The organism is Ruegeria sp. ABF4_144 (assembly GCF_056160045.1).
In genome coordinates this window covers 1,526,034-1,551,392 of sequence record NZ_JBSWWK010000001.1, presented here as the reverse complement: position 1 = coordinate 1,551,392, position 25,359 = coordinate 1,526,034, and the positions used below count along the sequence as shown (strand labels likewise).

The 25,359-nt window shown below is 56.1% G+C and carries 23 protein-coding genes, 1 pseudogene and 1 riboswitch; of the genes and pseudogenes, 5 read left to right on the top strand and 19 right to left on the bottom strand.

Annotated elements, in window-relative coordinates:
- Positions 1 to 41: 41 nt before the first annotated feature.
- Positions 42 to 1,373: a guanitoxin biosynthesis MBL fold metallo-hydrolase GntH gene (gntH, locus tag ACXAGD_RS07875; RefSeq protein ID WP_475209432.1), complete on the bottom strand. Its 1,332-nt coding sequence runs from the start codon at positions 1,371 to 1,373 to the stop codon at positions 42 to 44.
- Positions 1,374 to 1,585: 212 nt separating this feature from the next.
- Between gntH and ACXAGD_RS07870 the strand changes: the two genes are divergently transcribed.
- On the top strand, positions 1,586 to 2,896 hold the full coding sequence (locus ACXAGD_RS07870; RefSeq protein ID WP_475209431.1) for a tetratricopeptide repeat protein: 1,311 nt from the start codon (positions 1,586 to 1,588) through the stop codon (positions 2,894 to 2,896).
- A 118-nt stretch (positions 2,897 to 3,014) separates the two neighbouring features.
- Here the strand turns inward: ACXAGD_RS07870 and ACXAGD_RS07865 are convergent, their stop codons facing one another.
- Together ACXAGD_RS07865 and ACXAGD_RS07860 are read right to left on the bottom strand one after the other, a co-directional pair.
- Positions 3,015 to 4,433, bottom strand: a complete 1,419-nt coding sequence (locus ACXAGD_RS07865) for a uracil-xanthine permease family protein (protein WP_475209429.1) — start codon at positions 4,431 to 4,433, stop codon at positions 3,015 to 3,017.
- Positions 4,434 to 4,670: 237 nt separating this feature from the next.
- The gene (locus ACXAGD_RS07860) at positions 4,671 to 5,789 is read right to left on the bottom strand and encodes a hypothetical protein (protein WP_475209428.1); all 1,119 of its coding nucleotides are present in this window, start codon (positions 5,787 to 5,789) and stop codon (positions 4,671 to 4,673) included.
- Between the two features lie 334 nt (positions 5,790 to 6,123).
- On the opposite strand from ACXAGD_RS07860, the gene ACXAGD_RS07855 reads away from it, so the two are divergent.
- Together ACXAGD_RS07855 and ACXAGD_RS07850 are read left to right on the top strand one after the other, a co-directional pair.
- Positions 6,124 to 7,551 carry an alanine/glycine:cation symporter family protein gene (locus ACXAGD_RS07855; protein WP_475209427.1) on the top strand — a complete coding sequence of 476 codons (1,428 nt, stop codon included), beginning with the start codon at positions 6,124 to 6,126 and terminating at the stop codon, positions 7,549 to 7,551.
- Entirely contained in the window at positions 7,535 to 8,476 is a 942-nt protein-coding gene (locus ACXAGD_RS07850; protein ID WP_475209426.1) for a glutaminase, read from the top strand. The genes ACXAGD_RS07855 and ACXAGD_RS07850 overlap by 17 nt, the downstream gene beginning before the upstream one ends.
- A 72-nt stretch (positions 8,477 to 8,548) precedes the next feature.
- Here the strand turns inward: ACXAGD_RS07850 and ACXAGD_RS07845 are convergent, their stop codons facing one another.
- The 10 genes from ACXAGD_RS07845 to ACXAGD_RS07800 form a co-directional block, all read right to left on the bottom strand.
- Entirely contained in the window at positions 8,549 to 9,499 is a 951-nt protein-coding gene (locus ACXAGD_RS07845; RefSeq protein ID WP_475209425.1) for an ornithine cyclodeaminase family protein, read from the bottom strand.
- 9 nt (positions 9,500 to 9,508) lie between these two features.
- The gene (locus ACXAGD_RS07840; RefSeq protein WP_475209423.1) at positions 9,509 to 10,636 is read right to left on the bottom strand and encodes an aminotransferase; all 1,128 of its coding nucleotides are present in this window, start codon (positions 10,634 to 10,636) and stop codon (positions 9,509 to 9,511) included.
- 23 nt (positions 10,637 to 10,659) lie between these two features.
- Positions 10,660 to 11,613 carry an ornithine cyclodeaminase family protein gene (locus ACXAGD_RS07835; protein WP_475209422.1) on the bottom strand — a complete coding sequence of 318 codons (954 nt, stop codon included), beginning with the start codon at positions 11,611 to 11,613 and terminating at the stop codon, positions 10,660 to 10,662.
- Between the two features lie 29 nt (positions 11,614 to 11,642).
- Positions 11,643 to 12,413: an ABC transporter ATP-binding protein gene (locus ACXAGD_RS07830; RefSeq protein WP_475209421.1), complete on the bottom strand. Its 771-nt coding sequence runs from the start codon at positions 12,411 to 12,413 to the stop codon at positions 11,643 to 11,645.
- Positions 12,414 to 12,439: 26 nt separating this feature from the next.
- Complete coding sequence (locus ACXAGD_RS07825) at positions 12,440 to 13,132, bottom strand: ABC transporter permease (RefSeq protein ID WP_475209420.1); 693 nt, start codon at positions 13,130 to 13,132, stop codon at positions 12,440 to 12,442.
- Complete coding sequence (locus ACXAGD_RS07820) at positions 13,129 to 13,836, bottom strand: ABC transporter permease (RefSeq protein WP_475209419.1); 708 nt, start codon at positions 13,834 to 13,836, stop codon at positions 13,129 to 13,131. Before ACXAGD_RS07820 ends, ACXAGD_RS07825 begins: the two co-directional genes overlap by 4 nt.
- Positions 13,837 to 13,845: 9 nt before the next feature.
- Complete coding sequence (locus tag ACXAGD_RS07815; protein ID WP_475209418.1) at positions 13,846 to 14,634, bottom strand: ABC transporter substrate-binding protein; 789 nt, start codon at positions 14,632 to 14,634, stop codon at positions 13,846 to 13,848.
- 59 nt (positions 14,635 to 14,693) lie between these two features.
- The gene (locus ACXAGD_RS07810; RefSeq protein WP_475209417.1) at positions 14,694 to 15,680 is read right to left on the bottom strand and encodes a pyridoxal-phosphate dependent enzyme; all 987 of its coding nucleotides are present in this window, start codon (positions 15,678 to 15,680) and stop codon (positions 14,694 to 14,696) included.
- Positions 15,677 to 15,799, bottom strand: coding sequence for a hypothetical protein (locus tag ACXAGD_RS07805; RefSeq protein ID WP_475209416.1), 123 nt, complete (start codon positions 15,797 to 15,799; stop codon positions 15,677 to 15,679). The genes ACXAGD_RS07810 and ACXAGD_RS07805 overlap by 4 nt, the downstream gene beginning before the upstream one ends.
- Positions 15,800 to 15,912: 113 nt before the next feature.
- A complete protein-coding gene (locus ACXAGD_RS07800; RefSeq protein ID WP_475209415.1) occupies positions 15,913 to 16,803 on the bottom strand; it encodes a LysR family transcriptional regulator in 891 nt (296 codons plus the stop codon).
- Between the two features lie 398 nt (positions 16,804 to 17,201).
- Positions 17,202 to 17,405, top strand: a riboswitch (cobalamin riboswitch).
- A gap of 112 nt (positions 17,406 to 17,517) precedes the next feature.
- On the opposite strand from ACXAGD_RS07800, the gene ACXAGD_RS07795 reads away from it, so the two are divergent.
- A complete protein-coding gene (locus ACXAGD_RS07795; RefSeq protein ID WP_475209414.1) occupies positions 17,518 to 18,741 on the top strand; it encodes an aromatic ring-hydroxylating oxygenase subunit alpha in 1,224 nt (407 codons plus the stop codon).
- Between the two features lie 5 nt (positions 18,742 to 18,746).
- The gene (locus ACXAGD_RS07790) at positions 18,747 to 19,829 is read left to right on the top strand and encodes an FAD-binding oxidoreductase (protein WP_475209413.1); all 1,083 of its coding nucleotides are present in this window, start codon (positions 18,747 to 18,749) and stop codon (positions 19,827 to 19,829) included.
- Between the two features lie 58 nt (positions 19,830 to 19,887).
- On the opposite strand, the pseudogene ACXAGD_RS07785 reads toward ACXAGD_RS07790, so the two are convergent.
- From ACXAGD_RS07785 to ACXAGD_RS07760, 6 genes and pseudogenes are all read right to left on the bottom strand, one after another.
- A pseudogene (locus ACXAGD_RS07785) lies at positions 19,888 to 20,223 on the bottom strand (pyrophosphohydrolase domain-containing protein); the annotation flags it as partial.
- A gap of 230 nt (positions 20,224 to 20,453) precedes the next feature.
- Positions 20,454 to 21,503, bottom strand: a complete 1,050-nt coding sequence (locus ACXAGD_RS07780; RefSeq protein ID WP_475209412.1) for a siderophore-interacting protein — start codon at positions 21,501 to 21,503, stop codon at positions 20,454 to 20,456.
- Between the two features lie 12 nt (positions 21,504 to 21,515).
- Positions 21,516 to 22,298 carry an ABC transporter ATP-binding protein gene (locus ACXAGD_RS07775; RefSeq protein WP_475209411.1) on the bottom strand — a complete coding sequence of 261 codons (783 nt, stop codon included), beginning with the start codon at positions 22,296 to 22,298 and terminating at the stop codon, positions 21,516 to 21,518.
- Between the two features lies 1 nt (position 22,299).
- Entirely contained in the window at positions 22,300 to 23,244 is a 945-nt protein-coding gene (locus ACXAGD_RS07770) for a FecCD family ABC transporter permease (RefSeq protein WP_475209410.1), read from the bottom strand.
- A gap of 62 nt (positions 23,245 to 23,306) precedes the next feature.
- The gene (locus tag ACXAGD_RS07765; protein ID WP_475209408.1) at positions 23,307 to 24,338 is read right to left on the bottom strand and encodes a FecCD family ABC transporter permease; all 1,032 of its coding nucleotides are present in this window, start codon (positions 24,336 to 24,338) and stop codon (positions 23,307 to 23,309) included.
- Between the two features lies 1 nt (position 24,339).
- Positions 24,340 to 25,326: an ABC transporter substrate-binding protein gene (locus ACXAGD_RS07760; RefSeq protein ID WP_475209407.1), complete on the bottom strand. Its 987-nt coding sequence runs from the start codon at positions 25,324 to 25,326 to the stop codon at positions 24,340 to 24,342.
- Positions 25,327 to 25,359: the final 33 nt, after the last annotated feature.

Genomic DNA, 25,359 nt, shown 5'->3' with positions numbered 1-25,359 from the left:
CGGACGGCGATGCCAACCGGCGCCGGTATGTATTTACGAGGTCACTTGGGCGTTGACTTCTCCGGATACGGGAAGTCATGACCCAAGGCTTCGCTGGCCTGTTCGTAGATCGGACGCAGGACATCATCGACATCCCAGACACCAGCGGCAATGAAATCACTGAAATCCAGTGTTTCGACACCCAGTTGTTCAGCCATGGCCGTTTTGTCATCCGGATTGGGCGGCTGCGCCGGGGCTGCCAAGGGCGGAGACCACGTGCGTTCTTCGGTCACTGCCATGCGCACTCGGATGTCGTCTTTGGTCACGTTCCAGACCATAAAATCGTCCGCAAGACTGAGCGGGCCGTCATAGGTTGACCGGATGCGTTCATAAACACCTGAGGACGTATCGTAGTCATTGAAGAAATGATACGCGACCGCCATGCGCGGTTTAATCTCGCTCATCACCTTGCCGAAGGCTTCTGGTGCGGTGTGCACCTGGGTTCCAACCTGCAAGGCCGATTCCGGTGTGAACTTCATCTTGCTGACCAATTCGGGTACCGCAATAAAGCACTCGTGGATGACCAGATCGGCATCCTTGGCATATTCGACAAACCATTTGTTCGGGTATGTGTCGGAACTGAAGACGAACTTCAGATCATTCCACTCCAAGGCGTAGCTTACAGAGCCATCGATGGAATGAATCGCCGGGAAAGAACGAATAACAACACCATTTTCTTCATAGACGGGCTCATTCTCGAGCTTGTAGTCAAACTCGGTCACATCCATCACGTAGCCGCGGAAATCAATGTTACCGGCGCGGCCAGCAAGATCCCAAGACAGCATTTCCTGCATGCGTTCAAGCGCATAGGCAGTTCCCAGTTCCGGAGAGGCGCCGCTTGGCCCCCAAACCCGCAACGGAACGTTACGCCCCATCAATGCGCCACCGATGAACAAATCGTGCAATGCACCGAAATGGTCCGTGTGAAGGTGGCCGATGAACACCTTGTCCAGATAGTTGTACGGGATTTGCAGCGAAGAAATGCGTTCAGCGGAACCCGATCCGATATCAAACAGGAACTTGTCGCCATTCCCAAGCTCAACCAGGAAACAGGCCGCGGCTTGTGCGGCTCGGGTCGTCGGCATCCCGGTTCCGCAGGCAACAACCCTCATTTCATCAGGTTGCAGGTCTTCACTGTTTGGATAGTAAGTCTCTCTCTCCCTGGCCTTGACCGGTGACACCTCTGGCGTCGTTTCCTGAGCCAAGGCCATCGAAGGGCCGAAAGCTTCACCAATGATCCTGAGACCGCCATTCGGCGCGGCCAACCAGATCCCAAAGGTAATACCGGCCGCGAGGTAGGCCGAGTATTTCAATAGCCGTTTTCGCTTTTTCATGAATCAACTCCCTTGCTGACCGAACGCGGCGGCCAAACCGGATTCAGATGGGGTCGCCGTCGTTGCGATCTTGGTTGCGATGCAAGGTCAGTGTCTCGCACGGAGCTGATGTTGGTAACGGAGTCACGGTGACACAGGGGTGACTCACTGCGAAATCGGGTGCATAATAAAATATGAATACGTCCAGCAAAGCAGCCAAAACAAACCGTTTTATGGACTCAGACATTCGCGATACCGACAAGGTCAGAGCGCTGCAATCAGTTTGCGAAAGTGATCTGTTTGCGCATTTGGACCGCCTTTGCGCCTTCCTGCAATACATCGTTACGGAGGAATTGGAAGGTCGCGGAGAGCTGATCCGCGGCAAGACGGTTGCGCAGGATGTTTACGATCGTGACCCCGCCGAAGAGGGCGACATCGAAAATGTGGTCAGAGTGGATGCTCGAAGATTACGCCAAAATCTGGAGCATTATTACGACACGACCGGCAGCACCGATCCAGTTCGTATTTTTGTAGATACCGGCGGCTACAGACCGCGATTTGAAAAGATTGAAGTCGCACTGCCTGACGAGAAAGCGCGCCCCGGGCGTGCCATCGGCTGGGCCGCACTTGCATTCGCAATTGGGACGGCCATTGGTGTCGGAGTGTCCTTCGGGCCGCTCAAGAACAGGTTTGGCACACAAGTTGAGGCTCCACCACAGGATCAAAGACAGGCGTCACTGCGTCGTCAGGCTGTCGTCGAACAATCGGCATCTTTGCTACAGGCCATGAACTTGGCGGATCAGGCTAGAAGCATGATGTTCCCCATGTTCGACCGTGATCGCCAACAATTGGTTGCAGATGCTTTTCACCGCGCAATTGAACTCGGTCCGGAATACTTTGGGGGCTACGCCGGAGCAGCGCAAACGCTTGGCACACTCGCAATCATGACCCCGCCGGGAGAGGAAAAGAGCGAGTTAATCGCGCAAGCCAAGTCCATGAGCGAGACAGCGCTGCGTCTTGCGCCTTCAGATTCGTGGGCACAGTCAGCCGCGGCCTGGGTAAGCTTTGCCGACAGAGACTACGAAGAGGCGATGAGAGTTTCGAGCAGGGCTGTCGCCTTGGCACCTGACGATGCGCATGTGTTGGATATCCATGGAGCAATTGCCCTGTTTTCAGGACGTTTTGCAGATGCAGCTGAAATTGCAGAAAAGGCCATAAACGCAGGTAACAGCAATCATCGCTTTGCGAACCGGAATATCTACGGAGCGGCAAACTTCCATCTGGGGAACTATCGTAAATCCTTGAACTCATTTTCAAAGGCGGCAGAGTATGGCGATCCCATCAGCGCCCCATCTTTCGCCTATCAAACCGCCGCATTGTACGCCTTGGGACGAACCAAGGACGCCGCGCGAAAATACTCTGAGCTAAAAAAGTCATGGCCCGAAGCAGACGTGGAAGCGATACTGACAGGTATCTTCAACGACCCGGCACATGCCAAAGAGGTCATGGATCGCATTCGGGCGCTGGAAGCCGAAAAAGACTAGGGCGGCCAGCCCAAGCGGTGCCGCACTCCGCCTCTTGGTCATAAAAGTCGCGACGAGAAGTTCTCATCCAATGGTTCCGCCCCGCCAATTTGTGAAGCGGTGGGGCGGCTACAAAGCACTAATGGGGCATGGGTTCTGTATGCGCCATTCCGCCCGAGATTTCTTCGGTCGCTTCCGGTTCCAGCGGCTTAGGCAGGATCAGATTCAGGACGATGGCGATCAGCGCAGCCGGGAGCAAGCCGGATGTTACCAAAATACGTGGCGTATCCGGCAGATGCTGGACCGCACCAGGTTCAAGTTGCAGGCCCAACCCAACGGAGAGTGCTATGGCAAAGATAACCATATTGCGTTTGTCCCAATCGACGTCTGACAGCATTGAAACCCCAGCAGCAACCACCATGCCGAACATAACGATCACGCCGCCACCCAGCACCTCGATTGGAACTGTTCGGATCACAGCGCCAACTTTGGGGATCAGGCCGCACAGGATTAGAAACAACGCTCCGATGGTGACGACGTGGCGGCTCATGACCCCGGTCATGGCGATCAGGCCGACGTTCTGGCTGAACGAGGTATTGGGCATCCCGCCAAAGATGCCTGCGATTGCGCTGCCGACACCGTCAGCATAGGTCGCCCCGGTGATTTCTTCCTCGGTTGCTTCTCGGCCAGCGCCGCCCCGGGTAATTCCGGATACGTCGCCCACGGTCTCAACCGCCGAAACAAATGCCATCAGGCAGAAGCCTAGGATTGCTGCGGCCGAAAACTCGAAACCATATTTGAAGGGTTGCGGCAGGGCAAAGGCCGCTGCGTTCTTCCACGATCCTGAGACCGCATCGAGCGAGAGCATTCCAGTCATCAGGGCAAAAACATAACCGGCGAGGATGCCGATCAGCACTGCTGAGACGGAGAGCATCCCATGGGTGTAGAACTTCAGTCCGAGGGTGACGAAGATCACAACCAGCGCGGCAGACCAGTTGTGCAAGCTGCCATATTCTGGCGTGCCAATTGCCGGAACACCACCGGCCGCGTATTGAATACCGACCTTTACCAAAGCCAGGCCAATCATCATGACCACCAGCCCGGTAACCAGAGGCGGCAGCGCAAAACGGATTTTGCCGATGATTGTGCCGAGAGCTGCGTGGAACAGCCCGCCAACAAGAACACCGCCAAACAGCGCGGCAAGCCCGTCTACGCCCTTTCCCGCAACAAGCGGAATCATAATCGGTATGAAGGCAAAACTGGTGCCCTGAACAATGGGCAGACGCGCCCCCACCGGGCCTGCACCGATTGATTGAAACAGCGTTGCAATGCCCGCAAACAGCATCGACATCTGAATCATATACAGCAGTTCTGGGAAGTCCGGGGAATTGGAACCAAAGCCGAAACCCGCCGCCCCGGCAACGATAATGGCTGGCGTCACGTTTGATACAAACATTGCAAGGACGTGCTGAATTCCAAGGGGAACCGCCTTTGCCAGCGGGGGAATGTAATTTGGGTCGCGGAGTTGCTCTGGCGTTCCGATAGAATCCATGTTCATTGCAATGTCCCGTAATGTTTTACGGGTATCAAATTGAGTTCTTTGTGGAATGTCTTTGGCAAGCGGAGTGACCCAAGGTTGCTTGCTGGGTAATGCTGCAATCTCTGGCATGTATCGGAAGGTGTGCTTAAGATTTAGAACTATGATTAAGACTGTGAACGCCAGATCGTTCCAGCACCAATCTCAAACAGAGTATCTGTCGTTCCCGGTTAGTACTGATCTCAGAGAGGGCGGTTCTTAGTCGGCGGGGGATAGCTTGGATTGAATGACAAACCGCGTTACGGGATCGGTTTCGGTATCGTCCAAGATCGCTTTTAGCTGATGGTCCAAACGATTGTCCTGCCAGTCACGCACCGCTATTGCGACGTTCAGAGCTAGCGAACTGTCTTCATTCAATACCCTGGAAAAAATACTCATGATTGGATCTCGCAGGTTCGCAGAGACAGTACCTGCTTTTGCCAGTGCCCGTATTAGGTTCTGCCGTTCATCTGGTTTTCGACCCGGCCTTTCAAGGGCATCTTCAACCGCTTTCACAGCAATCAACCCGTCCAGTTCCAAACCAGCAAGCGCCCACTCGAACAGGTAACCACCGCCGGATTGCAAAGCACGCGGGTAGCGTGAGCGCACGAACGCGGCGGCCTCGGAATCATCAGCCTGTAGACCCAGAAGAAGAATTGAAACGGGGACAAACCTGAACCGATTAATGTCGCGAAACTCTGATTCCAATAGGTCTGTAGACGCGAATGGGCGCGCGGCTTGTACAACGGGGTAGGGCGCGCGATCCAACTCGATCAATGCTGTGTCACGCAGGACGCCATCGGCAGAGTTCAAATAGTCGGCGAAGAACTCAACGCGTTCTCGGGAGTACTTGCTGCCAGGCGGCCAGTTGTCGGCAGCTTTTCTAAGATCTTCAAGAAACCTCGTCCTGTCTGGCGTCAGGGCGAAGATCCTTCTCCAACTGCGTGAAACGCTGCGTCCGGCGGCGTCTTTGTCGACAGCGCCATACGTAAACAGAATGCTCGTGTCAGGGTTGTTACGAAACACCGATCGGGTATTGCTATCGACGAGAAACGGGATCTCTGGCAGTCGTGCAAGGTCCTCGGGCGAGCCCTTGATCAACGTGATCGGGGCGTACTTAAATGAGTTCTCCGGTGAAGGTCTCGCCAGAACGATAATCTCTGCAGACAGAAGGTGGTCCGCCAGTGAGGCGTCCGGCAACGTGATGCAAACTGCGCACGCGATAGCAGGTTTGGGAGGACCGACGGCGGCGAGCATTACGCCAACAACCAACAGGGGGCCTGCGAAAACCCCGAACAGAGCGCCGCGGATCGGCAAAGGGTTCTTAAAACTGAACATTCAAGAAATCCTCTCCGTAGCTGTCCGCGAACACATCAGGCCATTTGTTACCCATCTAATCATTTATCACATCGAATAGGCCATTAGTGTCAGTTAATACGGCACGCCTTTATTCCAAATTTACAATGACCCCTGTCGAGGCCTTGGCCGCCTCACCTCAAAAAGAAGATTCACCCTAATAAATTTTCCGTTCTGATCCGCACTTTGCTGTCGGTTCAAAAAAATCCCGAATGCCAAATTGAAGTGCTAAGGTGCATTGGTAATTGAATTTCTTTGTGCGAGCGCCTCCTGTTTCGCACGCATTCTATTGATACCAATTGACCGAGGGCATGTGATGGAATTCTTTGTTGATGGGCTGAACGGCATCCTCTGGAACTATGTCCTTGTCTACGGTCTTTTGGGCGCCGGCCTCTACTTTACGATCCGACTAGGCGCACCGCAGTTTCTGCATTTTGGCGAAATGTTGCGTGTCATTACGTCAGCCCGCAGTACCGACAAACGCGGTATCACGCCGTTTCAGGCCCTTACCGTCAGCCTTGCATCGCGCGTCGGCACCGGGAACCTTGCTGGCGTTGCCGTTGCGCTGACGCTGGGTGGTCCAGGGGCCATTTTTTGGATGTGGATGGTAGCGCTGGTCGGCATGGCAACTGCGTATTCCGAAAGTACCTTGGCGCAGCTTTACAAGATCACCACCAAATCGGGCGACTACCGCGGTGGACCAGCGTTCTATATCTCTAAAGGCCTGAACGCACCGTGGGCCGGGGTGTTGTTTTCTGTCTGCCTGATCTTCAGCTTTGGGCTGATCTTTGTCGCGGTTCAATCCAATTCGATCGCCGAAGCCCTAAGCGGCGCTTTTGGCATTGAAAAGCTCTGGGTTGGTGTCGGCATCGCTGCAGCAGCGGCGTTTGTGATCTTTGGAGGCATCAAGGCCATTGCCCGCGTGGCCGAGATTCTGGTCCCGTTCATGGCGGGTGGGTATCTTTTGATCGCGGTTATCGTAATGGTGCTGAATATCACCGAGGTGCCGGGCCTGTTATGGCTGATCGTATCCAACGCATTGGGGCTGCAAGAGGCGGCGGGCGGCGTCACCGGAGGCGTAATGGCGGCCATGCTGAACGGTATCAAACGTGGCCTGTTTTCGAACGAGGCAGGTATGGGGTCCGCCCCAAATATTGCTGCAGTTGCCACGCCATCGCCGCATCACCCGTCCAGCCAGGGGCTGGTGCAGGCGTTTGGCTGTTTTGTCGACACCATTCTCGTCTGCACGGCGACTGCGATTTTGATCCTGCTTTCCGGTGTGATCGACGGAAGCGGGACGACCGGCATGCAATTGACCCAGAACGCGCTGGACGTTCATCTGGGTCCGGTGGGTACGTATTTTATTGCCGTCGCAATCATATTCTTTGGATTCACATCGATCCTCGGCAACTACTCATACGCAGAAAACGCCATGACCTTTCTTGGCTTGGAAGGCAAAGCCGCCATCGCTGTTTTGCGGGCCGCATGCCTGGCGATGGTGGTTTGGGGCGCGCTGCAGACCGTGGCCACCGTTTTCAATCTGGCGGACGCGGCAATGGGGCTAATGGCCGTTATCAACTTGACTGCTATCCTACTGTTGTCGGGTACAGTTTATCGCCTGACCAAAGACTATTTCGGCCAGAGAAAAGCCGGGAAAGAGCCGACTTTTGTCCTTGAGGGGTTCGAGGGAGAGACTAAAGGCGTTTCAGCAAAGATTTGGAACGAAGATGCGCAAACCGATTGATCCCGAACAAATCCAAACAGAACTCAACAAGATCGCAAACCGCATGGCCGGTGTGTCCGAACGTGGAGAGGTTGCCGACTACATCCCTGAACTTGCAGATGTCTCATTGAACCAATTCGGAATTGCAGTGGCCCCGCTTGAAGGCCCTCCGCTGATCGCAGGTGATAGTGACGTTCCGTTTTCGATCCAGAGTATCTCTAAGATATTTGGCCTGGTTGTCGCTCTCAAACATACCGGTGCGACGCTGTGGCGGCGGGTTGGGCGTGAACCGTCAGGCGACCCCTTCAACTCGATCGTTCAGTTAGAGTTCGAACGCGGGAAGCCGCGCAATCCGTTCATCAATCCCGGAGCGATTGTGGTAACGGATGTCATTCTGAAACATGAGCCTGAAACCCGCGACCCGTCTCCGGTTCTGGAACTGTGCCGCCGTCTGGCAGGAACGCCTGAAATTGCGGTGGATGAAGAGGTCTTTGCTTCAGAGGTTGCCACAGGCGACCGGAACAGGGCTCTGGCTTACTTCATGTTGGCCGAAGGAAACATCAAAGGCGATGTACAAGAAGTCACCGAGAGTTATTTCCGTCAGTGCAGCATCGCAATGAGCTGCCGCCAATTGGCTATGGCGACACGTTTTCTTGCGGCCGGAGGCGAGGGGGCAGATGCTGAACTCGCCGGAATTACGCCCGAGCGCGCCCGACGCATCAACGCCCTGATGATGACCTGCGGGTGTTATGATGCCTCAGGTGAGGTTGCTTTTCGTATAGGTCTGCCATGTAAAAGCGGTGTTGGAGGAGGGATCGTCGCCATCGCCCCCGGCCTTGGCTCGATCGTGGCATGGAGCCCCGGGCTGGACGATAAGGGGAATTCGGTTCTTGCCCTTAAAGCCATCGAAGATCTGGCACATGGACTGGGTTGGTCCGTCTTTTGATTTCTAGAAGTTGTTGCACATAGTTCGGATGCCCAATGGACTTTATGAAGCGAGGTTTGGTGCCAGAGGTCGCTAGTGCGAAGCCCGCAGAACCGAGAGTGAGATTGCTATGTCCTGAGCGGCAAGACCGGTAAGATCAGCAATAGTGATTTCGTTTTGCGACTGTCGGCCTGGGTGGCTCCGCGACAACACATGCCCAAGCGCTGCAACATCCGCGTCGCTCAGACGGCCCGCTTTGTGCAACGTCTGGAACTCTCCATGATCAAGCGACTGCTCAACTGAGTCACACACACGCAAATCGGCTGTGGCGATCAGGTCTGAATCCAACTCTTGTTTTCCCGGACAGTCCGCACCAATCGCTGTGATGTGCGTGCCAGGGCTGATCCAGTCCTTATCGATCACCGGCGTTTGCGCGGGGGTCGTCGTGATGATGGCTTGTGCCTGCTTGCACGCATTTGGCAGGTTGTCCGTTGCGACAGCGGTTAGCCCCGAATTGCCAAGATCATCAGCGGTTGCCTGGGCCTTTTCAGTGTCTCGACCCCAATTTACAAAGTTCAACTGCCGATCCGGGATCAACTGTTGCAAACACTGCGCCTGATGACGTGCTTGCAATCCTGTTCCGACAATTAGAACCAGTTCAAAACCTTCGACGGCCAGAGCTTGCGTTGCCAACGCGCCGCCGATCCCGGTTCGAATATCGGTCAGCCAGCCTTCGTCCTGCAAGACCGCTATCGGCGCGCCGGTCTCAGCTGAAAAGACAAGGTTCATTCCGTTTGAGCTGGGTAATCCATTGGCTGGATTATTGTAAAATCCCGTCGCGATCTTGATGACGAACGCCTCATCGCCCTCGATATGGCCGGATTTAACGTGGCAGTCGCCCGAGACTTCGGGGAAGCCCAGATAGGTCACGGGCGCGGTTTGCACTCTGCCATCTGCGGCCGCGATATACGCGTCACGCACCGCATCAACGGCGGTCGAAAAGTCGAACAGACTTTGAATACGTGCCTTGTCCAGCTCAATCATCAGTGTTCTCTACTGACCGCTGTGACGCCCGAGGAAGCCTGAGAATTTGGCCAAACCGGCCCTCAGATCAGCTGTCGGGTTCGTGTACCCCAAACGTAGCCACCCCTCCATATCCATGGCGCTGCCGGGGGTCAGCATGACGCCTTCCTCTTTCAGCAGAGTCACGCAAAGATCGCGCGATGACATGGGCAGATCGTATTTCAAAAGGGCCGTCGTGCCGGACTTTGGCTTTACCCAGCTGATCAGTGTTTCATTCGCTATCCAGTCCTCAACGATCTGCAAATTTTCGCGGGTAATCCGTTGCGCGCGCGCCAAAATCTTGTCGCGGTTTTCCAGCGCTATCGCCGCCAGCAACTCATCAACCTGGCCGACCGAGATTGTGTTGTAGTCGCGGTGGATCATTACGTCGTGCAGCATGTCCTTCGGTCCGGCGATCCACCCGACACGCAGGCCGGCCAGTGAATAGGCTTTGGACATGCCCGCCGTGCTGATCCCCTTTTCGTACAAGTCCGCAACAGCAGCGGTGAAGCCATCGCCAGTTTGGTCGGTACCGCGGTAAACTTCATCACACAGCAACCACGCGTCAACGCTTCGCGCGATCTCGACAATCTGCTCCAGCATCTCACGATCCATCAAAGCGCCGGTCGGATTGTTCGGGTTGTTGATTGCGATTAGCCGGGTATCGGGGCGCACCATTGCGCGCAGCGCATCTAGATCGGGCAAAAAGTCATGCTCGGGTCGCAGATGCAGCAACTCGATATCCGCACCGATGCTTTCCGGGATCGAGTAGTGCTGCTGATAGGTAGGGATCACAGAAATCACGTGATCTCCCCTCGCGACTAGCGTTTGGTGCACCAGAGAGTTGGCCCCGATGGTTCCATGAGTGGTCAGGATATTGTCGCAGGTTTGGTTTTCATACAGATCACAGATCGCATCGCGCAGCCGATCGGACCCTTCGATCGCGCCATAGGTCATCTTCATGACCGACAGGTCGTTCAGAATGCTGTTGTGCTGACCGGCCATTTCAAACAAGTCACCCAACGTGATCGATTCAACACAGGTTTCCGCCAAATTGAGCTCACACTTGGTCTCGAACTCATTCATCCACATTTCGACGCCGAAGGGTCTGATATCCATGGGGTTCTCTCCTACAGTCTCAGTTACGCCGAAGCCGCGTCGAAGACGGCGCGGGCCATAAAGATATCTTCCAGCCCCAACCCGATGGAACGGAAAAACACTGGCTTGCTGCCCGAGGGCTTCTTGCAGTTGTCGGTTTGAAGCTCGGCCAGATCACCCTGAATCGAATCCGGCGACCATCCGGCCTCGGCCGCCAACTTCATCTCACCGGCCGAAGCGGGCGTGGTGGCACGGTAGTCGCAGTAAACCTCGGCACTGTTCAGGAATGTCGGGTCGACCTCATGCGCGTTGGTGACGTTGGTGCTGATCGAGGTGATCAGCACGCCCGGTGCGACCGATGTAGTGTCAAAAACTGGCGTCCCGGATGAAGTGCAGAGCATGATGACATCTGCGCTCAGCCCGGCAGCCGAGGCGCTTTCGACAATCTGCACCCGCGGGTCTGCATCGCACCATTGCGCGGCAAGGTCGGCGTTGCCAGCCAGATTTGGCGAAAAAACGCGGATCTCTTTCCAATTCCGCAGGGCCAGAACATGTTTCAAATGTGCTTGCGCCACCTTACCCGATCCGATGATCGCCAAAGTTTCAGCGTCTCCTCTGGCCAGATGGTCCACGGCCAGAGCGGTTGTCGCGGCGGTGCGCTCGGTGGTCAATTCACCAGAATCGCACAGCATCAGCGGCTGACCTGTCTCCATCGACATCAGAACAGTCCAGGCAGTGATGACTGGCTTGCCGGGGCGCACCAGATACGGCGAGAGCTTTGCGCCAAACAAATCAGCGCCAGTACTGGCGCCCAGATAGGTGATAAAATCACCTTTGCCCTCGGGGAACAGGGTCAGGGTTTGTGCGGGCTGAACGGCCTGGCCACGGCCAAGTTCGGTAAACAGCGCGCGCATTGCGCCCAAAGCGTCTACTTTGGGTAGAACCTCCTGCACGGATGCAGCGTTCAGTACGAGGGCGGCCGGGTTTGTGTCAGTCATGACGGATTCCTTGGTCTTTGATCCGGGTCCTAGCCCGGCGTTTGTTTGAATTCCCGGATGAAGTTGGAAAACACTTCGGTATCCGGGTTCGAGAACATTTTCTCCGGCGCGCCGCTTTCGGCAATTTCGCCCTGATGCAGGAAAACGATGTCGGTGGAGACGTCACGGGCAAAAGCCATCTCGTGGGTGACGATGATCATGGTGCGCCCTTCGTTGGCCAGTTCCTTCATGACCTTCAGTACTTCGCCGACCAATTCCGGGTCCAGTGCCGAAGTGGGTTCGTCAAACAGGATAGCGTCTGGCGCCATCGCTAGAGCGCGGGCAATGGCGACACGCTGCTGCTGACCGCCCGACAGGGCCCAGGGGTACATGTCTGTACGCTCAGATAGGCCAACGCGGTTTAGGATGTGTTCTGCCTGCTCCCGCGCCTCGGCCTTGGGTTTGCCCAGAACGTGAACAGGACCTTCCATCACGTTTTCGATCACGGTGCGGTGGGTCCACAAGTTGAACTGTTGGAACACCATGCCCAGACGTTGACGCAACCGCTCCACGGCCTTGCGGTCGGCGGGGCGATCGTTTTTGAACAGGATTTCCTCGCCATGCACATGAATGCGCCCAGCGGTCGGAACCTCCAGCGCGTTCAGGCAACGCAGCAACGTACTTTTGCCCGAGCCGCTGGAGCCAAGAATGGAAATCACGTCATGCGCATGCGCCGTCAGGTCGATGCCCTTGAGGACTTCGACGTGGCCAAAGCTTTTCCGAATTCCTTCGGCTTTCAATACAGCCTGCGTATCGGTCATGTTCGGCTCTCCATGGTCAAACCGGCTTAGCGGACTTTGAAAAATTGCGGGTTCAGCATGATCTCGACCCGGCGCCAGACCCAAACCAGCACGGCGGTCAGGGCGAGATACAGAACCGCCGCCCAAAGATAGGCCGACAGGTCGAAAGTGCGCGAGAAGATCAGGCGTGTTTCTCCGAGCAGATCAAAGATCGTCACTACGCTTGCCAAGGCACTGGCCTTGATCAGCAGGATGACCTCATTTCCCAACGCAGGCCAAGCGATGCGGTAGGCGTGGGGAAAGATCACCCGGCGATAACGCGTCAGGGGCGACATACCGATGGCATTTGCGGCCTCGATCTCTTGCTGCGGAACTCCCATCAGGCCACCGCGCATGATTTCGACCTGATAGGCGGTCGAGCTGATCACAAAAGTAAGAAGGGCGCAGAAATACGGTTCGCGGAAGTAAGTCCAGAGACCGATATCCTGCAAGTAGGGCCGGAACTGGCCGGATCCATAGTAGATCAGGAATAGCTGCGCCAGCATCGGAGTGCCGCGAATGAACGAGACATAGATGCGCACCGGAACGCTGAAGACAGCAGGTCCGTTCAGCCGGATCAGCGCCAGAGGAGGGGCCAGAATTGCGGCCAGCACCGCCCCGACCCCGGCGAGTTGAATCGTGACCCACAGCCCTTCGAGGTATTTGGGCCAGTATTGCATTAGCAACTCAATCGGGTTCATACACCGGCCCTCCGCACGCCGCGATTGGCGCGACGTTCCATCCTGGCCAGAACAAACTCGGAGATCAGGCAAAGTGCCCAATAAATCAGGCAGGCGGCTAGATAGAAGTCGAAGGGCAGCTTCGTATAACCTGCGGCAACTTTGGTCATGCGCATCAGATCATCCAGTGCAATTACCGACACCAATGCCGTGTCCTTCAGCAGGTTGATCCAGAGGTTGCCAAGGCCGGGTAGGGCAAACCGCCAGATTTGAGGCACCTTGACCCGAAAGAAAATCTGCCTTGGTGTCATGCCGATGGCCATCGCGGCCTCTATCTGGCCCATATCCAAAGACTGAAACGCGCCGCGCAGCACTTCGGCGGCAAAGGCACCGAAGACCATACCCAAAGCGATAACGCCCGCCGCCATTGGCGAGAAATTCACCGGCGGCTGATCAAGGGCGCTCATGAGCGCGTTCAGGCCAAGACCGACGCCGTTATAAATCACAAACAGCGTAAGAATTTCAGGCAGGCCGCGCATGGTTGTGGTGTAAAACCGCGCTGCCAGCCTGAGGGGGGCTGACCTTGTCAGCGACATGGTCGAGAACACAAACCCCAGCACCAGACCGACCGGCAAGGCCAGCAGCGCCAGTTGCAGTGTCACCCGAAGACCGGCCAGAAGTTCGTCCCCCCAGCCGGCGTCCCCATATGCGAACAGATCAAGCATTCACGTGCCTTATTCGGCCTTCATAGTGCGAACGTTGATGTCGAAGTAACGGTCGTTGATCTCTTTGTAGGTTCCGTTCTCGATGATCGTTGCCAGCGCCGTGTTCAGGGCCTTGACCAGTTCGGTGTCTTCCTGACGGACTGCGATGCCTACGCCGTCGCCGACGAACTCGGGGTCGGTGATCGGTTCACCCGCAATCTCGCAGCAGGCACCGTCATCGGTTTTGTTGACCCATTCGCTCAACGGGATGGTGTCGCCGACCATGATATCGATCCGTCCGCTGGCCATATCGAGGTTGGCTTCGTCCTGCGTTGCATAAAGGCGCAGGTCGGCATCGGGATAGATCGCCTGAATGAAATCTGCCTGTGTGGTGCCCGATTGCGCGCCAAAGGTTTTGTCAGAAAGTGCCTCGGCCGAGAAATCGGTGATGCCTGCATCTTTGGGCGCAACATAGCTCATGGCCGCCAGATAGTAGGGGTCGGAAAAGGCGACCTTTTTCTTGCGTTCTTCGGTGATGAACATCGAGGCGATCACAAAGTCATACTTGTTGGCGATCAGGCCGGGGATGATGCCATCCCAGTCCTGCGCGACCAGATCACACTCGCGACCCATTTCAGCGCAGAGCGCTAAACCGATATCCACATCGAAACCGGCCAATTTACCTGAGGAATCGATGAAGTTGAACGGAGGGAAGGCCCCCTCAGTGCCGAGGCGCAGCTTATCTTCGGCAAGCGCTGAAGTGGCAGAAAGACCGACCATTACGGTCAGGCCAGCGAGTGTTTTGGTAACGAACTTCATGAGTGTTCTCCTCTGTTGACCGGGGCGGTTTGGCCTCGGCGTGTACGGGTTTTTGTGCTTCAGCAGCGGCTTGCTACTGCTGATTGGAAAGTCTCAAGGCTGATGTTTCGGCCGGTGATCACCACAATGGCTCGGGTGGGTGTCATGTCCCGCACCTCGGGGCTGAGGGCAGCGATTACGGATGTTATGGAGCCGCCCTCAACGATCATGCCTTCGGTTTCAGCAAAGATCGCCATTTCGGGGGCTAAAGCGTCCTCGGCGATCAGGACCGCGCGATCCATGAAGTCACGTACAATCGGGAACGTATAACGATTACGCATCCCGATCGCGCCTGTGATGCAACTGGCCAGGCTGGGATGTTCGTCGACATGAACAGGTTTGCCCGCTTCGAGGCTGCGCACCATGCCGGGTTCTATCTCCATCGACGAACCAACCACTGCTATCTCAGGAGAAATCGATTTTGTGGCCAATGCGATACCGGACAGCAGACCACCGCCGGACAAAGGGGCGACGATCATATCTGCATCGGGAAGATCGCTTAGCGCTTCAAGCGCGATTGTACCCTGACCGGCAATGACATGCAGATCGTCATAGGGATCAGCCCAGGTATAACCGTGCTGTTCGATCAGCCGATCGGCGTGATCCTGAGCCTCGTCCTGGGTGTCCCCGCACACAATCACTTCGGCGCCAAGGTCTCGCATCGCCTGACGTTTGTTTTCAGGACATAGCGAACAAACGACCACCCGTGCTGCTGCGCCAAGGCGCTTCGCCAGATACGCGACGGCCCGGCCATGATTGCCGCTGGACACCGCAATGATGCCACGCGCCTTTTCTTCGTCGCTAAGCTGGAGAATGCGGTTTGACGCCCCCCTGAGCTTGAAACTGCCGGTGGTTTGCAGGTTCTCAAGTTTGAGCCAGATTTCAAACCCGGCGCGCTCAGACAGTGCTTCTGAGAACACCAATGGCGTTTTGCGTACGATCGGAGCAATCCGCTGCGCGGTGCGCATGATGTCCTGGAGCGAGACGTAGCTGCTGGGCGAAATCATGCCAGATCTCCTGTCATGAAAAGAGCATCGCCGCGTGTCACGATGACCGTCGGGGCATCCAGCGCAGGGATGCGGGCCCAAAAGCCGATTCCGGGCACTGATGGGTATACCGAACGCATGCGTTTCAATTCTGGGCCTCCGACTTGGACATCTCCAAATCATGGCAGGCACGCATTGAGGAAAAATCTGTATTTTCAGAAGTAAACTTTTAACCGTTCAAAAGTAATTGGGGTCAGTTCTGAACTTCAGCCAGCGTTTTAAGGAAAAGCTCGACGCGCTTGTCCCCGTGGCCCTTGCGGCTGGCCAGTTTTATGTCGGTGTCGTAAGCGTAAACTTTAGGCAGAAGAGATTTCAATTCGCCGTTCTCAATCCACGGTTCGCAGGCGTGCCGGGGCAGGTAGCCCAGATACAAGCCGCTCAGCACCATGCCCAACATGGCTTCCATCGTGGCCGCCGTCGCGGCGCTAGTGAAAAGACCGTGTGGTTGTGTTTTGTCCCGGTCGTCAAAGCTGCGTTCAGAATACCTTGCTTTGGTGACCGCCTGTTCGATCTCTTGTTCATCTTCAAGATCAAAGGCGGGATGGGCGCGGCCACAACATAATAGCTGTCTTTCAACATTAACGGTCTCGGCCTTCAGCGCTGCGGACAGTTCCCGAAAGGGACCGATGGCAATATTCAGTTCATTGTTGAGCAGCGCCCGTTCCATCTGTGGGGCGCTCATGATGGCGATGTTCAGGGAAATCTCGGGCGCCTGCGCGGCAAACTTCTGGATCACTTTATAGATCGGGCAACGCAGATTGGTCATGATCGCGTCGTCCATTGCGATGCTAAATTGACCGTGCATGTCACCATTATACGCCTCGACCGATCTGGTGAATGTTCCGATGGCCTGGCTGAGCGGTCGCAGCTCCTCGTATACAAGGTGCCCGCCTTCGGTCAGTTGGAACCCGCCGCGTCCACGGTCGCACAGGCGAAACCCCAAGCGGGTTTCCAGATTTGAAATGGCCGCGCTGATAGCGGACAGGCTCATGTTCAGACCGTACTGAGCGGGAGACAACCCGCCGGCCTCAACCACATGCGCAAAGACCTGCAAGAGTTTCAAATCGGCACCGTGAAGGCTCAATTGAACCGGTGCTGATCTTTCAGGGATGTTCTTCCCTGACAATGACTTACCTTTTTGCATTTGAGGGGTGCCTCTCAAATTTTGCACTGGCACAGTCTAGTGAAAGTCACCTCGGGTGGAAATATGGCGGCGATGCTAGTTCTCACGATATCCCGGACCACGTGGCCAATTTGATCCTACAGAGAGTGTGATCGACGTCTGGTCACCAGAAGGCGTAGCCTAGAGCCGAGGCTACGCCTCACAGGCTCAAACGCAAGAACGACCTGCCGACTTAATTGACAAACCCCCAGTCAGTTGTCAGCACGCCCCAGAATTTTCCAATGAAAAACCGAAACCAAACGATGTCTGTTTTGTTTCCGGAAATGTCGCAAGTATTTCAGCGGTCAAAAGTGACTGAAATAGTTTGATGGTCGTGAGGTGCCGCTGTTTGATTCTAAGACAGCGGAGAATTGGGAAGCCGGTGTAAGTCCGGCACTGCCCCCGCAACGGTAAGGAAGGTCAGGTTCGACAATCAACCACTGGGACGAGGATCCCGGGAAGGTCTCGCAACCGGGTGTAAACCCCTTTTAAGTCCGGAAACCAGCCTCTCAGATATGTCAAACCGCGGGTGGCGGTGGGGGCACGGGTTTCGGACGTGATCCTCGCACGCCTCCGGACAGGTCCTCCTTGTCATCTGCCCAAGCAATGCCGCGGGGCGCGGCAGGAGAGCCAGAAATGAACACTATTCAAAGCCTGTTGGCGCGTCGAAACCCGGGCTATGCTCTGGAACAGGCGTTTTATATCGATCCCGAGATTTTTCAGACCGACCTTGAAACCATCCATTACCGCGACTGGCTGTTTGCCATTCCAGCCTGTGAACTGGTGAAAGCAGGCGACTACGTGACGTACAACGTCGGGGCTTACCGAGTGATCATCGTGCGCGGCGCCGACAATCAGATCCGAGCGTTTCACAACACCTGTCGCCATCGCGGCTCCGTCATTTGCAAGGCGGCAAAAGGCAATGCGCCCAAACTGGTTTGTCCGTATCACCAATGGACCTACGAGCTTGACGGCTCACTGCTCTGGGCCCGTGACATGGGGCCGGACTTCGATCCCAAACAGCATGGATTGAAGACAGTCCATTGCCGCGATCTTGCCGGGTTGGTCTTCATCTGCCTTGCGGATAATGCGCCAGATTTCGACACCTTCGCCAACACTGCGCGCCCATATCTTGAGCCGCATGATCTGGGGAATGCCAAGGTCGCCTTTGAAAGCTCGATCATCGAGAACGGCAACTGGAAGCTGGTCTGGGAAAACAACCGCGAGTGCTATCACTGTGGCGGCAACCATCCTGCTTTGTGCCGAACTTTCCCCGACGATCCGGGTGTAACAGGGATAGAAGGCGGTGAAACACCAGCCTACATGCAGGCCCATTTTGACCGGTGTCAGGCTGCGGGCATGCCATCGCAGTTCTATCTGAATGATGATGGCCAATACCGTCTGGCGCGTATGCCGCTGAAAGAAGGCGCTGAGAGCTATACGATGGACGGAAAGTCCGCTGTGCGCCGCTGGTTGGGCCGATCTCCCTTTGCGGATGCGGGATCGTTGTTGAAGTTCCACTATCCAACCACCTGGAACCACTTCCTTGCCGACCATTCGATTGTTTTCCGAGTCACTCCGATCAGTCCGACAGAGACCGAAGTCACGACCAAATGGTTGGTCAACAAAGACGCGGTCGAAGGCGTAGATTACGACGTGAAACGTTTAACCGAAGTTTGGGTCGCCACGAATGACGAAGATCGTCAGGTGGTCGAGGATAACCAGCAGGGCATCAACAGCCCGGCCTATGTGCCTGGTCCGTACTCGCCAATTCAGGAATCCGGCGTTCTGCAGTTCGTGGATTGGTATTGCAACACGTTGTCGGCCCGCCTGGCACCAAACACGCTGGCGGCGGAGTAAGGCTAATGAAAGACCTGAACACGCTCTCTTCTGCCATCTGGCAAGATGGCGAGATGCTGGAATGCGTCTCGGTTGTGCCCGAGATGCCCAACACCGCCAGCTTTTCGTTCCGCGCCCCCTCGGGGGCGCAGTTCGCCTATCACCCCGGTCAGTTCCTGACGCTCGAAATCCCGGCACCGAACCAGCCCGGGGGTATCGTGCATCGCACTTATACGATCTCGTCATCGCCGTCGCGCCCGCGGTCAATCACCATCACCGCCAAAGCGCAACCCGACAGTATCGGCACGCGCTGGATGCTGGACAACCTGCAACCCGGCATGCGCATCAAGGCCATTGGGCCTGCGGGCCTGTTTTCCAACGCGCAAAGCGCGGCAGGCAAGTACCTGTTTATTTCGGCCGGCTCGGGCATCACCCCGATGATGTCGATGACAACCTGCATGTGGGACGAAGGCCGTGATCTGGACGTTGTCTTCATCAACTGTGCCAAGCGGCCATCCGAGATCATCTTCCGCCAACGGTTGGAACAGATGGCCAGCCGCACCGACGGTTTGGACCTAAAATTCGTTGTTGAAGAGCCGGATCGGTATCGCCCGTGGACGGGATATCAGGGTCAGTTCAATCAGTTGATGCTGGGGTTGATGGCCCCTGATTACCTTGAGCGCGAGGTCTATTGCTGCGGCCCTGAACCCTTCATGCAGGCGGTGCGCGACGCTCTGGCCGGTCTTGGTTTTGATATGGACAACTACCATCAGGAGAGCTTTGGCGCGCCGGTGGAAACCGAGGCGGATCAGCCTGAGTTGGATGACGTTGTCCTCGACGATGACAGCAGCGCTGAGATCCTGTTTGCAAGCTCCGGCGTGACTGCCAAGGTCACTGAGACCGATACGGTTCTTGCCGCCGCCCGTTCGGTTGGTCTGAACATTCCGTCGGGATGTACTTTCGGTGTCTGCGGAACCTGCAAGGTCAAGAAAACGGCCGGAGAGGTCCACATGGTCCACAATGGCGGGATCTCCGAAGACGACATCGAGGCAGGTTACATTCTTGCCTGCTGCTCAAACCCGATCGGCAAGGTTGAAGTCGAGGTTTAGGCGGTTTGCATTCGAAACCGCAGCGTGGCTGACGCTTGCTGCGGTTTCGATGCGCTGACTATGTCCGCTGCAGAATGCGGGCCAGATCGGGCCGCCGGAAGTCCGGCCCTTTCAGCACCTTGCCGTCGTCACGCAGAACCGGCCGCCCATCGGCACCGAGTTTGGACATGTTCGACGCGTGGACCTCTTCCATCGCATCCTGCTTGAAACCGTGCAGGCCAAATTCGAGAAGCGTGCCGTCGAGCACGTACTGGATGTCGCAAAGCGCATCCAGAACTTCGATCAGATCACCAGCCTCAACTGCAGTACGCAGCTCGGCCACTTCCTCTTCAAGGATCGCCAGCCGCATCTGCGCGCGCTCCTCGGGGATCGACGGGGCGTCAACGACCGGAACGTCGAACGCCGCGTGCCTTCAGGGAAAATGCCAGACCAGCCTCAGAGCAGTGTCAAATTCACAAGCGCCAGGGCCGCAATCGCCCCGACCCAGGGTGCTACGGGCATTTGTGAAGCTCCGAAGCATCGGGAGCAACAACAGCCAGAGGAGCTATTCCGACGACCGTAGCGTGGTTTCCTGAATCAAGGAAATACGCGGAGCAACGGCAAGCGATAGCTGGTAGCAGATCCTTATGGTTTGCTCCAATAGGCCGCAATGTAAGCGTTCGCCGGATCGCTGCCCTTGGCCTTGAATGCGGTTCTGACTTTCTGTACGTCCGCTTTTTCGCACGCGAACCAAAGGAAGTGATCAGGAAATTCGTCGTGTGCAGCCAATGCGAGATCAGCGAGACTTTGGCCATCTTCCGGACTTAGCCAGGATGTTGAAATGCCACTAGGTGCGCTGAGAGAGTAGGCGCATTGCGGACCGTCCTCCACCCGAACGGTTACGTGCCCTTTGCTGTTTTCCGCCAGGTTTTCAAGGATGCGTGCAGCTGCGGGCAGTGCGGTTTCGTCAGCGAACATCAGAATACGCGTTGTGTCAGGGATACCGCCGCCACCGGGGCCCACCACAGCCACTTTGGTTCCGGGCTCAACCTGACTGGCCCATTCAGATACACGACCGCCCTCGTGCTGGAACACGTCAAAATCCATCACGCCCTCGGCGTGGTCTATCCAGCGCGTGGTATAGACGGGTCTGTGCAGTGCCTTTTCGCCCTTTGGCCAAACCGTTGCTCCGTTTTCAGAAACAGAGGGCCATTCAACGTCATCAATTCCTTTAGGGGGCAACACAATACGGAAGTGAATTGCGTCATCCTTAAAACTGGACAACCCGCGTGCCTTGATCCGAACGCGCAGGAAACAGGTTCCAATGGGGCGAACTGACTGCACCGTGGCAAAATGAAAATTGGGAGGCAGGCTGCCGGCTTTTTCAGCGTCGGACCACCTCAGCGCTGCCGCAGCATCCGGGGCAAAGTGCGTCAGATGCTCAACAAGGCTTTCCTTGAGCATGAATAGCCAATCCTGCTTGGCTGCTGACACCTTTGCCGTGACGCCCCCAGACACCGCGCCAAAGCTATAGTGGCCAAATGGCGTCTCCAGCGTGACACGCTCATCAGTGTCTTCAATGACCGGTAGGTCATGTTCCTGTGCTTCATGCAGCATTACCATGCGCATCGCCGGGAAACTCAGGTCGGGCAATGTGGTTTCGGCATGCAAGGAAAAAACGGGGCGGATGGTCATCGAAGCCTCCTCTCAGGCGGGAATAACGTGGGGGGTTCCGTGCACCGGATCAGTGATCACAGTGCAGGGCAGGGCAAAGACCTGATCCATTGTCTGTTCAGTGATCACTGCGGCTGGCGATCCTTCGCGATGCACCTTGCCGTCTTTCAAAGCGATAATGTGATCGGCAAAGCGAGCAGCAAGATTGATGTCGTGCAGCACCATGGCAACTGTGCGTCCGGTTTCCCGGTTCAATTTCTGTACCAGTGTCAGCAGTTCAATCTGATGCGGCAGATCAAGATAGGTTGTCGGTTCGTCCAAAAGCAGAATGCCGGTATCCTGCGCTAAGGCCATCGCGATCCAGGCGCGTTGCCTTTGACCACCGGACAGGGACTCCAATGGCCGATGAGCATTATGTGTCATACCCGTTTCATCCAACGCATTGGCAACCGCCTCAGCGTCCACTTTAGACCATTGCCGAAGCGCGGATTGATGCGGGGTGCGGCCCCGGACGACCAGGTCATGAACGGACAGGCCTTCGGGCGCGGTCGGCATCTGCGGCAGGATGGCAAGGCGACGCGCTACCGAGCGGCTGCTTTGTTTGTGAATTGCCTTGCCATCGAGAACAACTTGTCCTTTTTGCACAGGTTGCAATCGCGCAAGCGATCTGAGCAACGTGGATTTTCCGCATGCGTTGGGACCGACGATGACGGTCAGGCTTCCGTCGGGGATCTGCACGAACAGCTCGCTAAGAACAGTGGATTTGCCAAAGGAAACTGAGAGATCCTTGGCCATGAGACGAGAGGGCTGAGACATCTCAGAGGGTTCCTTTTCTGAATTGCACCAAAAGCAGCCACATCAGGACAGGCGCTCCGATCATCGCGGTAAACACCCCGGCTGGCAGTTGTACGATTGGTATTGAACGCGCCGCCATATCGGCCAGCAGAGTGACCATTGCCCCAACCATTGCCGCGGGTAACAATGCCGGGCTTCCACCGCGCACGACGCGTCGTGCTATGGGACCGGATACAAAGGCTACAAAGGGCAGGGGGCCCGCAACGCTGACACCCAAAGCAACAAGAGCGACCGCACAGGCGGTTACCAACAAACGCAGTGGTGACAGAGGAAGGCCCAAACCGGTGGTAATATCGTCGGACATCGCCATTCGGCTCAGTGGAAACTGCAGCCAAAGCGCCAAAGGGAAAAGAACGAACAGGCCAAGCCAAACCAACCTCACATCGCTCCAGTCGCGCGCGTTGAGTGTGCCGATCAACCATTTAGCCATTTCGGAAGCGGTCAAAGCGTCAAGCTTGGTCATCAGCAGGTCTGAACCAGCAGAAAGGGTCAAGCTGGCGCCGATACCAATCAGGATCAGGCGATAGGGCTGCAGGCCGTTATGCCATGCTAATGCAGTGACGGCTGTTGCGGTCACCAACCCACCGACAAGTGCACCCGGCAGTACAAACCCACCGGTCAGGATCATCGCCAGCAACGCGCCGCAACTAGCGCCCGCGCTGAACCCGATCACGTCCGGGGATGCGAGTGGATTCCGCAGCATTGTCTGGAACATTGCTCCTGCCAGACCGAATGCTGCACCGGCTCCAATTGCGGTCAGGATACGCGGCAGACGATGGTCAAGAACAATCATTTGTTGCACGCCATCAGCCTGCCGCGCGAAGGTGGCAAAGATCTGGGACCATGAGAGCGGAAAGGCACCCAGCTTCACCGAAACCGTCAGGGTGATCGCAAGCAGTATTGCCAAAGCAGAACCAGCGATTATAGCGCGACGGGAACACTGTAAGGAAAGATATGGCAGACGCAGGATCATAGCTTGCTCACTCCGTTGCGACGTACAAGCCAGATCAGGATTGGCCCACCGATGAGAGCCGACATGACCCCGGCTTGCATATTGCCTCCGAACAAAGACATTCGACCCAGTAGATCAGCGGCCGTCATCAAAAGGGCACCGAAACTGGCCGAAAACAGAAGCATCCACCGCATGTCGGCTCCGGCTACGCGTCGGGCCAGGTGCGGTACGATCAAGCCAACAAAGGCAATCGGACCGGCCATCGAAACAGTGGCCCCGCACAGGATGACGATCGCCAGACCGATCAAAACCTGTGCAAAGCCCACCCGAACTCCCAAACTGCGTGCGGTGTCTTCGCCCAGCATCAATGCGTTCAGTGCAAATGCAGCAATCAACGCGATCACAACGCCAACCGCAAAAAACGGGAGCAGAACCTGAATGGTGTCAAAATCGACACCGTCAAATCCACCCAAAACCCAAAACCGATAGACATCCAAGGTTTGCTGGCTGATCAAGAGCAGCGACCGGCTGAGCGCAAGAAACAGAGCCGAAACAGCGGCACCAGCAAGGATCAGACGCGCCGGATTGGCTTGATTGCCTCCGCCCAGAAGAAACACCAAAAGGGATGCGATGAGACCACCAGCAAGTGCAATCCAGATAAATGCAGCCGGATCGGTTACACCCAAGATAAGAATGCAAACAACAACGCCCAGCGACGCCCCTGCATTGACCCCCAGAATACCCGGGTCAGCCAGAGGGTTCCGCGTCATGCCTTGCATCAAAGCCCCGGCCATACCAAGCGAAATGCCCGCCAAAACCGAAGCTGCAAGGCGCGGTAAACGAATTTCCCGAATGACGATCTGTTCGGGAGACTGAACATCGAACGCAGTGAATGCCGACCAGATCTGCAGAAAGTCTACTGGTCGCAATCCGAGCTTCAACGCGAAGCCCGATAGTAAAACAAGCCCCAACACCGAAACAAAGAGCCAAAGGCTCCGCATGTCGGTGCGGGACTGTTCCGAGGGAACGGAAGTCGTTTGGACGGTCATGTCAGGAACCCTCCGGAAGAATGCCTGCATCGCGCGCTGAAGGAACAACCGTCTTCGGGTCACCGTCCGTCGCCGCTTCTAACAGTGGCACGATCTGATCAAGCGCATAGTCAAGGCTAAGAGGGCTTGAGTGAGACAAGGCGGCTGACAAAAGCGGGTCGGCGTAAACTTCTCGCCCCTCTTGATAGGCCCGCATCGTTGGACGCAAAGGCATGCGGTTGAGTACGGGTATTGAGCCTCCCGCGTCGATCCAAACCAGCGCATCAACATCGATTGGCGTTAGGTCTTCGGCTGGGATCAGCACATAGAAATTATCCAGTGTACCGCGCTGATTGACAGCCTCAGGTACTTCGAAACCGAGATCTTCCAAAAAACGGCCACGAATGTCTCGATCCGTGTAAGCTCCGGTTTCCCCGGCCCACACCATAACGGATGAAGCACCCTGCCATTCGGGGTGGCTTTCACGTATACCCGCAAACCGCCCCTCAATCCGTTCAATTTCCATTTCGGCCTTGTCAGATGTACCAGTCGCTATGCCGACGGTTCGCAACATCTCTTGCCATGGGGTGCCATAGTCGCCGTATTCCGCTTTGGGTGCCACAGTCGGAGCGATGCGCGACAGCAGAGCGTAGTCTCTTTCGGTCATTCCAGACCACTGGCCCAGGATCAGATCGGGCTGCATTGCGGCTATCTGTTCGATATTGATTTCGCCTTGCATAACAATGGGTTCTGCATCCCCCAGTGCTTCGTGCCCCCAGACCCAAACGCCAAAACGATCGGTGCCGTACCATTTTCGCAATGCATAAGGAGCGATCCCGAGGGCCAGCAAAAAGTCATGGCCAATGAAGCTGAGAGAAACAATTTTCTTCGGTTCCGTTTCGATTTGGGTAACACCAAACCGATGTTCGATTTCGACCGGAAATGAATCAGCACTGACTCCTGTGGGAAGGAGTGCCAATGCAATACAGGTCAAAAGTCTGCGCAGCATTTTTCGTGTCCTCGACAAAGTGACCCGGGCGGG

What these genes read in the sequence shown, in the direction of transcription:
- gntH (WP_475209432.1), bottom strand. Translation starts at nt 1,373, where the DNA reads ATGAAAAAGCGAAAACGGCTATTGAAATACTCGGCCTACCTCGCGGCC.
- ACXAGD_RS07870 (WP_475209431.1), top strand. Translation starts at nt 1,586, where the DNA reads ATGGACTCAGACATTCGCGATACCGACAAGGTCAGAGCGCTGCAATCA.
- ACXAGD_RS07865 (WP_475209429.1), bottom strand. Translation starts at nt 4,433, where the DNA reads ATGAACATGGATTCTATCGGAACGCCAGAGCAACTCCGCGACCCAAAT.
- ACXAGD_RS07860 (WP_475209428.1), bottom strand. Translation starts at nt 5,789, where the DNA reads ATGTTCAGTTTTAAGAACCCTTTGCCGATCCGCGGCGCTCTGTTCGGG.
- ACXAGD_RS07855 (WP_475209427.1), top strand. Translation starts at nt 6,124, where the DNA reads ATGGAATTCTTTGTTGATGGGCTGAACGGCATCCTCTGGAACTATGTC.
- ACXAGD_RS07850 (WP_475209426.1), top strand. Translation starts at nt 7,535, where the DNA reads ATGCGCAAACCGATTGATCCCGAACAAATCCAAACAGAACTCAACAAG.
- ACXAGD_RS07845 (WP_475209425.1), bottom strand. Translation starts at nt 9,499, where the DNA reads ATGATTGAGCTGGACAAGGCACGTATTCAAAGTCTGTTCGACTTTTCG.
- ACXAGD_RS07840 (WP_475209423.1), bottom strand. Translation starts at nt 10,636, where the DNA reads ATGGATATCAGACCCTTCGGCGTCGAAATGTGGATGAATGAGTTCGAG.
- ACXAGD_RS07835 (WP_475209422.1), bottom strand. Translation starts at nt 11,613, where the DNA reads ATGACTGACACAAACCCGGCCGCCCTCGTACTGAACGCTGCATCCGTG.
- ACXAGD_RS07830 (WP_475209421.1), bottom strand. Translation starts at nt 12,413, where the DNA reads ATGACCGATACGCAGGCTGTATTGAAAGCCGAAGGAATTCGGAAAAGC.
- ACXAGD_RS07825 (WP_475209420.1), bottom strand. Translation starts at nt 13,132, where the DNA reads ATGAACCCGATTGAGTTGCTAATGCAATACTGGCCCAAATACCTCGAA.
- ACXAGD_RS07820 (WP_475209419.1), bottom strand. Translation starts at nt 13,836, where the DNA reads ATGCTTGATCTGTTCGCATATGGGGACGCCGGCTGGGGGGACGAACTT.
- ACXAGD_RS07815 (WP_475209418.1), bottom strand. Translation starts at nt 14,634, where the DNA reads ATGAAGTTCGTTACCAAAACACTCGCTGGCCTGACCGTAATGGTCGGT.
- ACXAGD_RS07810 (WP_475209417.1), bottom strand. Translation starts at nt 15,680, where the DNA reads ATGATTTCGCCCAGCAGCTACGTCTCGCTCCAGGACATCATGCGCACC.
- ACXAGD_RS07805 (WP_475209416.1), bottom strand. Translation starts at nt 15,799, where the DNA reads ATGCGTTCGGTATACCCATCAGTGCCCGGAATCGGCTTTTGGGCCCGC.
- ACXAGD_RS07795 (WP_475209414.1), top strand. Translation starts at nt 17,518, where the DNA reads ATGAACACTATTCAAAGCCTGTTGGCGCGTCGAAACCCGGGCTATGCT.
- ACXAGD_RS07790 (WP_475209413.1), top strand. Translation starts at nt 18,747, where the DNA reads ATGAAAGACCTGAACACGCTCTCTTCTGCCATCTGGCAAGATGGCGAG.
- ACXAGD_RS07780 (WP_475209412.1), bottom strand. Translation starts at nt 21,503, where the DNA reads ATGACCATCCGCCCCGTTTTTTCCTTGCATGCCGAAACCACATTGCCC.
- ACXAGD_RS07775 (WP_475209411.1), bottom strand. Translation starts at nt 22,298, where the DNA reads ATGTCTCAGCCCTCTCGTCTCATGGCCAAGGATCTCTCAGTTTCCTTT.
- ACXAGD_RS07765 (WP_475209408.1), bottom strand. Translation starts at nt 24,338, where the DNA reads ATGACCGTCCAAACGACTTCCGTTCCCTCGGAACAGTCCCGCACCGAC.
- ACXAGD_RS07760 (WP_475209407.1), bottom strand. Translation starts at nt 25,326, where the DNA reads ATGCTGCGCAGACTTTTGACCTGTATTGCATTGGCACTCCTTCCCACA.